Source organism: Streptomyces sp. T028 (assembly GCF_048159505.1).
In the GTDB taxonomy this organism is placed as follows: domain Bacteria; phylum Actinomycetota; class Actinomycetes; order Streptomycetales; family Streptomycetaceae; genus Streptomyces.
The window spans coordinates 212120-223897 of sequence record NZ_JBLRVZ010000021.1 but is presented as its reverse complement, the minus strand read 5'-3'; the positions used below and the strand labels follow the sequence as shown (position 1 = coordinate 223897).

The window sequence follows — 11778 nt, the reverse complement described above, 5'->3', positions numbered from 1 at the left end:
CTGAGCGTGATCGGTTGTTGGGTGAGTGGAATGCGACGGCTGGTGGGGTGCCGGTGGGTGTGTTGCCGGTGTGGTTCGGGGAGCGGGTGGGTGTTTCTCCGGGTGCGGTGGCTGTGGTGTGCGGTGGTGTGTCGTTGTCGTATGCGGAGTTGTGGTCGCGTGCGGTGGGTGTGGCGAATGTGCTGAGTGGTCTGGGTGTGGGTCGTGGTTCGGTGGTGGCGTTGGCGGTGCCGCGTTCGGTGGATGCGGTGGTGGCGATGCTGGGTGTGGGTCTTGCGGGTGGGGCGTTCCTGCCGGTGGACCTGGACTTTCCTGCCGACCGGATCGGTTACGTCCTGGCGGACGCGGCGCCGGCGGTGGTGCTGTCGACGCGCGGGGCTGTGGAACGGCTGCCGGAAGGCGTGGACGCTCCGGTCGTCCTCCTGGACGAGGTAGGCGCCGCTTCCGAGCTGTCGGTCGAGCGGACGATCTCGCCTGATGATGCGGCGTATGTGCTGTACACGTCGGGTTCGACGGGTCGGCCCAAGGGTGTGGTGGTGCCGCATGGGGCGTTGCGGAATTTCTTGTGGTCGATGGGTGGGCAGGTGGGGTTGGCCGCGGGGGAGCGGTGGCTGGCGGTGACGACGTTCGGGTTCGACATTTCGTTGTTGGAGGTGTTCCTGCCGCTGGTGTCGGGTGGGGTGGTGGTGGTTGCGGATCGTGATGTGGTGCGGGATCCGGTGGAGTTGGGGCGGTTGGTGCGTGCTGAGGGTGTGTCGGTGATGCAGGCGACGCCTGGTTTGTGGCGTGCGCTGGTGGAGGCTGATGCGGGGGTGGTGGAGGGTCTGCGGATCCTGGTGGGGGGTGAGGCGTTGGACGGTGGTCTGGCGTCGGTGCTGGCGGGTGCGGGTGGGTCGGTGTGGAACATGTACGGGCCGACGGAGACGACGATCTGGTCGACGAGTGCGCTGTTGGCGGGTGACGGGCGGGTGCCGATCGGTGTTCCGGTCGCGAATACGCGGGTGTATGTGCTGGACGGGCGGCTGCGGCTGGTTGCGCCGGGGGTTGCGGGTGAGTTGTACATCGCGGGTGAGGGCGTGGCGCGGGGTTATCTGGGCCGGCCGGGGCTGACGGCGGAGCGGTTCGTGGCGGATCCGTTCGGTGTGGATGGCTCCCGGATGTATCGCACGGGTGATGTGGTGCGGTGGGCGGGCGCGGGTGTGTTGGAGTTCGTGGGGCGTGTCGATGACCAGGTGAAGGTGCGTGGTTACCGGGTCGAGCTGGGTGAGGTGGAGTCCGCGCTGGCTTCGGCGGCCGGTGTGGCGGGTGCGGTGGCGGTGGTGCGGGAGGACTCGCCTGGTGATCGTCGTCTGGTGGGTTATGTGGTGCCGGTGGAGGGGGTGTTGCCGGATGTCCGGGCGATCCGTCGTCATGTGGCGGCCGTGTTGCCGGAGTACATGGTTCCGTCCGTTGTCGTGGTGCTGGAGTCGGTGCCGTTGACGCCGAACGGGAAGACGGACCGTAAGGCGCTGCCCGTGCCGGTGGTGGTGGAGGGGGTGCGTCGTGCGGCGCGGACGGCGCGGGAGGACCTGCTGTGTGGTCTGTTCGCGGAGGTTCTGGGTGTCGGCCGGGTCGGTGTCGACGACGGTTTCTTCGAGCTGGGGGGCCATTCGCTGCTGGCGACGCGTCTGGTGTCGCGGGTGCGGTCGGTGCTGGGTGTCGAGCTGCCGATCCGGGCGCTGTTCGAGACGCCGACGGTGGCGGGTCTGGCCCGGCGTCTCGACGGTGGCCCCTCGGCGCGTATGCCGCTGGTGCCGCGGGAACGGCCGGCGGAGATCCCGCTCTCCTTCGCCCAGCGCCGCCTGTGGGCCCTGAGCCGACTGGGCGCCACGGCCGGTACGTACAACATCCCGCTCGTCAGCAGGCTCAGCGGTCCGCTGGACGTGGCCGCGCTGGAGGCGGCGCTCGCCGACGTGGTGTCCCGCCACGAGAGCCTGCGCACGGTCTTCCCCGCCCCGGACGGCAACCCTCGCCAGGTCGTCCTCGAACCCGCCGAGGCACGTCCCTACCTGCACGTCGTCCACGTGACGCAGGACGGTGTCGACGACGCGGTCACCGCGGCGCGGCGCACCGACTTCGCGCTGGACACGGACCTGCCCCTGCGTGCCCGACTGCTGGTCCTGGGTCCGGACGAGCACGTCCTCGTTCTCGTCCTGCACCACATCGCGGGAGACGCCTCGTCGATGCGGCCGTTGGTCCGTGACCTCGCGAACGCCTACGCGGCTCGCTGCGAGGGCGCGGAGCCGCAGTGGGCGCCGCTGCCGGTGCAGTACGCCGACTACGCGCTGTGGCAGCGTGAGCTGCTGGGCGACGAGGACGACCCGGACAGCGAGATCTCGCGGCAGCTCGCCCACTGGACGCAGGCCCTCGCCGGCCTGCCCGAGGAACTGACCCTGCCCACCGACCGACCGCGGCCGGAGGAGGCCGGTCACGAGGGCGGTCTGGTGCCGGTCGAGCTGGACCCCGAGCTGCACGCGGGCCTGCTGGACCTCGCGCGCTCCAGCAGGACCACGGTCTTCATGGTTCTGCAGGCGGCGCTGGCCACCCTGCTGACCCGGCTCGGTTCCGGCACCGACATCCCGATCGGCACACCGGTGGCCGGGCGGGGTGACGAGGCGCTCGACGACCTGGTCGGCTGCTTCGTCAACACGCTGGTGCTGCGCACCGATACGTCCGGGGACCCCACGTTCCGTGAGCTGCTGGCGCGGGTCCGGGAGACCGACCTGGCCGCCTACGCCCACCAGGACGTGCCCTTCGAGCGTGTCGTGGACGCGGTGAGCCCGCGCAGGTCGGCCGCCTACCATCCGCTCTTCCAGATCATGCTGTCCCTCGACAACGTCAACCGGGCCGACGTGACTCTCGCCGGGCTGGCCGGCGGGGAGGCGGGCGAGCCCGCGGGCGACGGTTCGGGGCGCGCCAAGTTCGACTTCTCGGTGCGGCTTTCCGAGCGCTTCTCCTCCGAGGGAGCTCCGGCGGGTCTCAGCGGAACCGCCGCCTTCGCCACGGATCTGTTCGACCGGGTGACGGTGGAGTCGATGGTGGGGCGGTTGGTGGCGGTGCTGCGGGCTGTGGTGGCGGATGCGGACCGGCGGGTGGAGGATCTGGAGATCCTGGCGCCGGGTGAGCGTGAGCAGTTGCTGTTCGGGTGGAACGAGACGGCTCGGGAGCTTCCGGGGCTGTTGGTGCCGGGGATGTTCGAGGCGCAGGTGGCGCGTACGCCGGATGCTCCGGCGGTGTCCGGTGGCGATGTGGTGCTGTCGTACCGGGAGTTGAACGAGCGGGTGAACCGGCTGGCCCGGCTGCTGGTGGGTCGGGGGGCCGGTCCGGAGTCCATCGTGGCGATCGCGGTGCCGCGTTCCCCGGAGATGGTGGTCGCGGTCCTCGCGGTGCTGAAGTCCGGTGCCGCGTATCTGCCGGTCGACACGGAGTACCCCGCCGACCGCATCGCCCACATGTTCGAAGATGCCGGTCCGGGGCTCGTGGTGACGACCCGCGCGGCCGAGGCGAGCATCCCCGGCTCGGTGACTGCGGACCGGGTCGTCCTGGACGCTCCCGCGACGGCGGCCGATCTGGCCGCAGTGTCGGCCGCCGACCTGACCGACGCGGACCGCACGGGCCCGCTGACGCACCGCACTCCCGCGTACGTCATCTACACCTCCGGCTCGACCGGCCGCCCCAAGGGCGTGGTGGTCGAGCACGCCGGCCTCCCAAACCTGGTGCTGGCCAGGATCGGACCGTACGCGATGGGTCCGGGCAGCCGGGCGCTCCAGTTCGCCTCTCTCAGCTTCGACGCCGCGATGTCCGAGATCTGCACCCCGCTGTCCGCCGGTGCGTGCCTGGTCCTCGGCCCGGCCGACATGCTGCTCCAGGTCGCCGAACTGCCTGAGCTGCTGCGCGAGCGCGGGGTGACGCACGCGACGTTGCCGCCCGCGGTGCTGGCCCAGCTGCCGCCGGGCAGCCTGCGCACGATACGCACCCTGGTGACGGCCGGAGAGGCGGCCCCGGCCGGTCTGGTCGCCAAGTGGGCCGGGGGGCGCCGGATGTTCAACGCCTACGGCCCCACCGAGACCACGGTGTCCTGCACCATGGCGGGCCCGCTGGCGGCCGAGGCGGGCGTGCCCCCTATCGGTGGCCCGCTGCCCAACATGCGCGTCTATGTGCTGGACGACCGGCTGCGGCCGGTCCCGGTCGGCGTCCCGGGCGAGCTGTACGTCGGCGGCATCGGCGTGGCCCGCGGCTACCTCGGCAGGCACGGCCTGACCGCCGAGCGGTTCGTCGCCGACCCCTTCGGGCCCGCCGGTTCCCGCATGTACCGCACGGGCGACGTGGTCAGCCGCCTCCGGGACGGCCGGTTGCGGTTCGTCGGCCGAGCGGACGGACAGGTGAAGCTGCGCGGGTTCCGTATCGAACTCGGCGAGGTCGAGGCGGCCCTGACCGCCGCACCCGGTGTCGGCCACGCGGTGGCGACCGTGCGCGAGGACCGCCCCGGCGTACGGCAGCTCGCGGGCTACCTGGTGCCCGCGGCCGCGGCCGACACGGAGCTGGATCTCGCCGCCGTGCGGACGCACCTGCGCTCCGCACTGCCGGCGCACATGCTGCCGTCGGTGCTCATGGAGCTCGAGCGCATTCCGCTGACCGTCAACGGCAAGGTCGACAAGGCCGCGCTGCCCGCGCCGAAGCAACAGAAGCAACAGAAGCAACAGAAGCTGCAGGAGAGCGCACCGGCGGCCCGCCCGGCGACCGCCGTCCCGTCCGTCGAGGAGGATCCGCAGGCGCTGCTGTGCCGGATCGTGGCCGAGGTGCTGGGCCTCGCCGAGGTCGCCGCCGACGACAACTTCTTCGGTCTGGGCGGTGACAGCATCAACGCGATCCAGGTGGCGAGCCGTGCCCGGCAGGCCGGGCTCGTCCTCGCCCCCCGGGACATCTTCCGGGACCAGACCGTCGCGGGCCTGGTTTCCGCGATCCGTCCGGTGCCGGCCGCAGGCACCGCAGGCATTGCCGCAGCCGACGGCGTGGGAGCCGTGCCCGGCACCCCCGTGGTGCGCTGGCTCCATCAGCTGGGCGGCCCGTTCGAGGGCCTCAACCAGTCGGTGCTGCTTCGGGTTCCCGGCGGTCTCGGCGGGCCGGCGCTGACGCGCGCCGTCCAGTCCGTGCTCGACCACCACGACGTGCTGCGGGCTCGGCTGACCGGCACCCAGCCGGGGCTGCCGTGGAACCTGGAGACGACCGCCCGCGGGAGCGTGGCCGCGGCCGAACGCGTCACGCGGGTGGAGCTGCCGGCCGACGCCGACGTGGCCGCCACGGTGGCGGAACACGGCGAGGCGGCCAGGCGCCGCTTGGACCCGCGCAACGGCGTGATGCTCCAGGTCGTGTGGTTCGACGCGGGACCGGACGCGCAGGGCCTGCTGCTGGTCCTGTTGCACCACCTCGTGGTGGACAGTGTGTCCTGGCGGATCCTGCTGCCCGACCTCGTCTCGGCCTGGCAGTCGGCCCGTGACGGCCGCGAGCCGACGCCGGCGCCCGTCGGCACCTCGTTCCGCCGCTGGGCCCAGGCACTCGTCATGGAGGCCCAGAACCCGGACCGCATTGCCGAACTCCCGCTCTGGCGAGCACAGACGCAGCAGGCCGACCCGCTGCTCGGCGCCCGTCGGCTCGATCCCGCGGTCGACACCCGGGAGACGGCGCAACACCTGACGGCAGCGCTCCCGGCGGACCTGACCTCGGCCCTGCTGACCGCTGTCCCGGCGCGACACCACGCGCAGATCAACGAGGTGCTGCTCACCGGGCTGGCGCTCGCCGTCGCCCGGTGGCGCGAGCGCCGGGCCCAGGACGCCTCGCACGCGCTCCTCGTGGACCTGGAGGGCCACGGCCGTGAGGAGCTCGACGACAGCATCGACCTGTCCCGGACCCTGGGCTGGTTCACCAGCCGCTTCCCGGTCCGGCTCGACCCGGGCCGAGTCGACCTGGACGACGCGTTCGCCGGTGGCCCAGCGACCGTCACCGCCCTCGGCCGGATCAAGGAGCAGCTGCGGGCTCTGCCCGACAACGGACTGGGCTACGGCCTGCTGCGACACCTCAACGCCGACACGGCCGCGGTCCTGGCGGGCGCGGCCGCCCCGCAGATCGGCTTCAACTATCTGGGGCGGGTCGGCGCGGGGGCCGCGGAACTCGGCGACGGCGGATCACCCTCTGGTTGGTCGAGCGCGTCCGACCTGAGGATCCCGCTGCTTCCCGCCGACCCCGGGATGCCCTTCGGGCACTCCCTGGAGATGAACGCGGTCACCAGGGAGCAGGCCGACGGCCCGAGCCTGAACGTGACGTACTCCTGGCCGGCGGGTCTCTTCGGCCGCGCCGACATCCAGGAGCTCGCCGATCTGTGGTTCGAGGCGCTGCGCGCGCTGGCCGATCCGGGCGGGGGCGGTGTGGGCTCCGCGCTGACGCCGGACGACCTGCCGTCGTCGGGACTGACGCAGCCCGAGATCGACGAGCTGGCGGCGGCTCCGGATGGACTGGCCGACGCGTTCGCGCTGACCCCGCTCCAGGAAGGGCTGTTCTTCCACGCCCTGCAGGCGCACGACGGGCCCGACGTGTACACCGTCCAGCTGGTCCTCGACCTCGAAGGACCGCTGGACGCCGAGGCCCTGCGCGGGGCTGGTCGGGCGGTGCTGGAGCGTCACCCCAATCTGCGGGCTGGCTTCCGCCACCGGGCCACCGGACAGGCCGTCCAGATCGTGCCCCGTGACGTGACGCTGCCCTGGGACGAGACCGACCTGAGCGGACTGCCCGAGGACGTCCGGCAGGGGCGTCTGGCCTCGCTCACGGAGGCGGCCCGTGCACAGCGGTTCGACCTGGGCCGGCCGCCCCTGGTCCGGTTCCTGCTGATCCGTCTGGGCGAGCAGCGGCACCGGCTGGTCATCACCAAGCACCACATCCTGCTCGACGGCTGGTCCATGCCGTTGTTCCTGCGCGAACTGGTGACCCTGTACGAGAACGGCGGTGACACGTCGGCGCTGCCCGACCCCGTCCCGTTCCGTTCGTACGTCTCCTGGCTGGCCGGGCAGGACCGCGCGGTGAGCGAGTCGGTCTGGCGTGAGGCCCTCGCCGGGGTGGAGGAGCCCACTCTGCTGGCTCCGGGCCGGGCATGGCCGGCCGATCCGGCCCTGCCCGAGCGGATCGTCCACGACCTGTCGCCCGAACTCACCGCGGAGCTCCGGCGCCACGCCGCCCGCGCCGGCGTCACCATGAACACCGTGGTCCAGACGGCCTGGGCACTGGTGCTGGGCCGTCACCTCGGCCGCGACGACGTCCTGTTCGGTACCACGGTGTCCGGGCGCCCGTCGGAGCTCCCGGGTGCGGAGAGCATGATCGGGCTGTTCATCAACACCCTGCCGGTCCGGGTGCGGCTCGACCCTTCGGAGCGGTGGAGCGCCGCCCTGACCCGGGTCCAGGGCGAGCAGGCCGCACTCCAGGGGCACCAGTACCTGGGTCTGGCGGACGTACAGCGGATCGCGGGCCACAGGACGCTTTTCGACACGGCCTTCGTGTACGAGAACTACCCGCTGCCCGAGAGCACCGAGAGGGCTCCCTCGCAGCTGCGTGCGACGGCGGTGCACGGCCGGGACGCGGCGCACTATCCGCTGGTCCTCGTCGCGTCGCTGCGCGACCGGGGGCTGCGCTTCCGGCTGGATCACCGGTCCGATGTGCTCGGTGGACCCCTTGCCGCGGTCCTGCTGGAGCGCCTGACCCGGCTCCTGGAGTCGGTCGCGGCCGACCCGGACCAGCCGGTGGGACGAATCCCTCTGCTGGCCCGTGAGCAGCTGGCGGACCAGGCGGACGGGGGGATGCGCACGGCGCTTCCCGAGATCGCCCCGGAGGACGGGGCGGCGCGGCCCACGGTGCACGGCCGGATCGCGGCCCTCGCCGCCCGTACCCCGGACGCCGTGGCGCTCAGCCTCGGTGGCGAGCGGATGACCTGGCGGGAGCTGGACGAGCGGGCGAACCGGCTCGCCCGGCTGCTGCTGGAACTCGGTGTCGGCCCGGAGGACCGGGTGGGCCTTCTGTTAGAGCGGTCGTTCGACCTGGTCGTCTCCTTCCTGGCCGTGCTGAAGGCCGGAGCGGTGTACGTGCCGCTGGAGCCCGGGCACCCCGAGCAGCGGCAGCGGACCGTTCTCGGACTCGCGGGCGCGAGGGTGCTGCTCACCGACGCGGCCCGGACGGCTCGGGAGGCCCGCCGGCCGACGGACCGAGGCGACGCGTGGCGGACCGTGGCGGTGGACACCGATCCGCGTCTGGTGCGACAGGAGCCGACGGCGCCCGACGTGGTCGTTCAGCCGGACCGGCTGGCGTACGTGATGTTCACCTCCGGTTCCACCGGCCTGCCGAAGGGCGTCGCGGTGACCCATCGTGACGTGCTGGAGCTGGCCGCCGAGCCGTGCTGGGCCGCCGGCGGACAGCAGCGGACGCTGTTCCACTCGCCGCACGCCTGGGACGCCTCGACCCTGGAGCTGTGGGTTCCCCTGCTCAACCACGGCACCGTGGTCGTGGCCCCGCCCGGTGAGGTGGACCTCAGGGCCATGGCGCGGCTCCTGGTGGAGGAACGCATCACCGGACTGTGGCTGTCGGCGGGCCTCTTCCGCTGGCTGGCGGAGGAGGAGCCCGGCTGTCTCGCGGGGCTGCGCGAGGTACGGACCGGCGGCGACGTCGTACCGGCCGACGCCGTGCGCAAGGTGCTGGCGGCCTGCCCCGACACGCTGGTGACCAACGGTTACGGCCCCACGGAGGCCACCGTGTTCGCCGTGCACAACGTGATAAGGGCGGGCGACCCGGTGCCGGACAACGTGCCGATCGGTGTTCCCCTCGCGGGCAGTACGGCATACGTCCTGTCCCCGTGGCTGGAGCCCGTCGGGCCCGGCGTCGTCGGCGAGCTGTACCTGGCGGGTTCCGGACTGGCCCGCGGCTACGAGAACGCCGCGGGAACGACGGCGGCCTCCTTCGTCGCCGACCCCTTCGGTCCGGCCGGTTCGCGGATGTACCGTTCGGGCGACCTCGCCCGTCGGCTCCCCGACGGCACCCTGGAGTTCGTCGGCCGGGTGGACGACCAGGTGAAGCTGCGCGGCTTCCGGATCGAGCTGAGCGAGGTCGACGCCGCGCTCATGACCCTCCCGGACGTGGCCCACGCCGTCTCCCTGATCAGGGAGGACCGGCCCGGTGACAAGCGGCTCGTCGGCTACGTGGTGCCGGTGCCGGGCCGTCCGGTGCCGGAGGAGACGGAGTTGCGCGGTTTGCTGGCCGACACACTCCCGGACTATCTCGTGCCCTCCGCGCTCGTCGTGCTCGACGCCCTGCCGCTGACCTCGAACGGCAAGGTGGACCGGGCGGCACTGCCGGCCCCCGTGGCGGGGGCGCCGGGCCCGTTTCGCGGCCCCCGCACTCCCCAGGAGGAGCTGGTCTGCGCGCTGTTCGCGGAGACGCTGGGGATCCCCGAGGCCGGGATCGACGACGACTTCTTCGCCCTGGGCGGGAATTCGCTGCTCGCGGCCGGGCTGGTCAGCCGGATCCGTAAGGTCCTCGGCGTCGAACTGGGCATCCAGGCCCTGTTCCTGGCCCCGACGGTCGCCGGACTCGTCGCCGTCGTCGACGAGGGCACCGGACCGGGCGCCCACAACGGCCTGGACGTCCTGGTGCCGCTGCGCCCGCACGGTGACCGGCCGCCGGTGTTCTGCATCCATGCCGCAGGCGGCCTGAGCTGGCGGTACGCAGCCCTGCTGCGGCACCTGCCGGGCGGGCACCCGGTCTACGGACTGCAGGCCCGCGCCTTCAGCTCCCCCGGCCACCGGCCGGCGAGCGTGGAGGAGATGGCCGCCGACTACGTCGAGCAGATCCGGGGAGTGCAGCCGTCCGGGCCCTACCACCTGGTGGGCTGGTCGTTCGGCGGGCTGGTCGCCCAGGCGGCGGCCGTGCTGCTGGAAGAGGCCGGAGAAGAGGTCGCCATGGTCGCGGTCCTCGACTCCTACCCCGCGGCGCCGGGCGAGCGGGCCGTGGTCCCGCCGACCGGGCAGGTCCTGGGCGCACTGCTCGACGCGGCCGGTGTCGGTCCCGACCGGGGCGGCGCCGAGCTGACCCCCGAGGCGGGCGCCGCACTGCTGCACGGCCGCGGCGGACCGCTCGCGGCGCTGCTGGCCGACCGGGTGGAGACGGTCGTGGACTCCTACCGCTCCGGGATCGAACTGCGCTCGCGGTACGTGCCGCGCGAACTCAGCGGGGACCTGCTGCTGTTCGTGGCGGGTGACGGCGATGCCGGCGCGGCCGACGGGAAGGCGCAGCGGTGGCGCCCGTACGTACGCGGCCGGATAGAGGTCCACGCGGTCGACTGCCGACACGAGGACATGCTGCGGCCCGTTCCGCTGACCGTGATCGGCACGGTGATCGCCGCGCGACTGAAGGTCTGTGACACACGGAAGGACGTCTGATGGCACGCGAGTTGTACGAGCTGGGCGAGACACCACCGCTCGGTGAGGTGCCCCGCTACATGTACGCCGGAGTGATCCGGCAGGAGCGGTACGGCCCGCCCGCGCGGTCCATGCGGATCGAGACGGTCGAAGTGCCCCAGGTCGGGCGCGGCCAGGTGCTCATCATGGTGATGGCGGCCGGGATCAACTACAACGGCATCTGGGCCGGACTCGGCACCCCGGCCGACGTCATCGCGGACCGGCAGCGAGCAGGGGACCCGCACGACTTCCACATCGCCGGCTCCGAGGGCTCGGGAGTGGTCTGGGCCGTGGGGGAGGGGGTCAAGCAGCTGAGGGTGGGCGACCACGTCATCGTCGGCGGCGTCGCCTGGGACGAGTCGGCCCCGGACATCCGGCTCGGCGTCGACCCGACCGCCTCCCGGTCCCAGCGGGCCTGGGGGTACGAGCTGAACTTCGGTTCGTTCGCGCAGTTCACCGTGGCCGACGAGTACCAGTGCCATCGCAAGCCCCCGCACCTGACGTGGGAGGAAGCCGGCTGTTTCCTGGGGGGCGGCTCCACGTCCTACCGCATGCTGCTCGGCTGGCACCCGCACACCGTGCGGCCGGGAGACCCCGTGCTCGTCTGGGGCGGCGCCGGCGGGCTGGGTTCCATGGCGATCCAGATCGCGCATTATTTCGGTGGAATTCCTGTCGCCGTGGTTTCGGACGACGACAAATTCGACTACTGTAAGCGCCTGGGAGCCCGCGGAGTCGTCAACCGGAACAATTTCGACCACTGGGGTCGACTGCCGGATCCGGATGATGCCGTCGCCTACCGGGAATGGATGTCGGGCGTCCGTGAATTCGGCCGCGCCTTCTGGGATGCGCTCGGTGAACGCAGATCCCCGAGCATCGTCCTGGAGCATCCGGGCCGGGCCACCCTGCCCACCTCGGTCTACGTCTGCGACCGGGCCGGGATGGTCGTCACCTGTGCCGGCACCAGCGGCTACGACGGGGCTCTCGACCTGCGGTTCCTCTGGATGTTCCAGAAGCGGCTGCAGGGTTCCCACGCCGCGAACGTGCGCCAGACCGCGGCCGTCATCGATCTCGTCGCGGCGGGACACGTCGACCCCTGCCTGAGCCGGACCATGCCCTTCACGGATCTCGGGCAGGCGCACCAGATCGTCTACGACGGCAAGCAGCCGCCGGGCAATGTGGCGGTCCTGGTGAATTCTCCTGAGCCAGGACTCAGGGATGTTTGCTGAATTCTTCCGAAAAAGGTTGCCGATCC

The 11778-nt window shown here is 72.2% G+C and carries 2 protein-coding genes; both read left to right on the top strand.

Annotated elements, in window-relative coordinates; all coding sequences use genetic code 11:
* The first annotated feature begins 47 nt into the window (after positions 1 to 47).
* Entirely contained in the window at positions 48 to 10508 is a 10461-nt protein-coding gene (locus ACLZN2_RS21860; protein WP_416980594.1) for an amino acid adenylation domain-containing protein, read from the top strand.
* Positions 10508 to 11752: a crotonyl-CoA carboxylase/reductase gene (gene ccrA, locus ACLZN2_RS21855; RefSeq protein ID WP_416980578.1), complete on the top strand. Its 1245-nt coding sequence runs from the start codon at positions 10508 to 10510 to the stop codon at positions 11750 to 11752. Before ACLZN2_RS21860 ends, ccrA begins: the two co-directional genes overlap by 1 nt.
* Positions 11753 to 11778: the final 26 nt, after the last annotated feature.

Bases quoted from the DNA above. Each gene is read 5' to 3' on its own strand.
- ccrA (WP_416980578.1), top strand. From the start codon at position 10,508: ATGGCACGCGAGTTGTACGAGCTGGGCGAGACACCACCGCTCGGTGAG.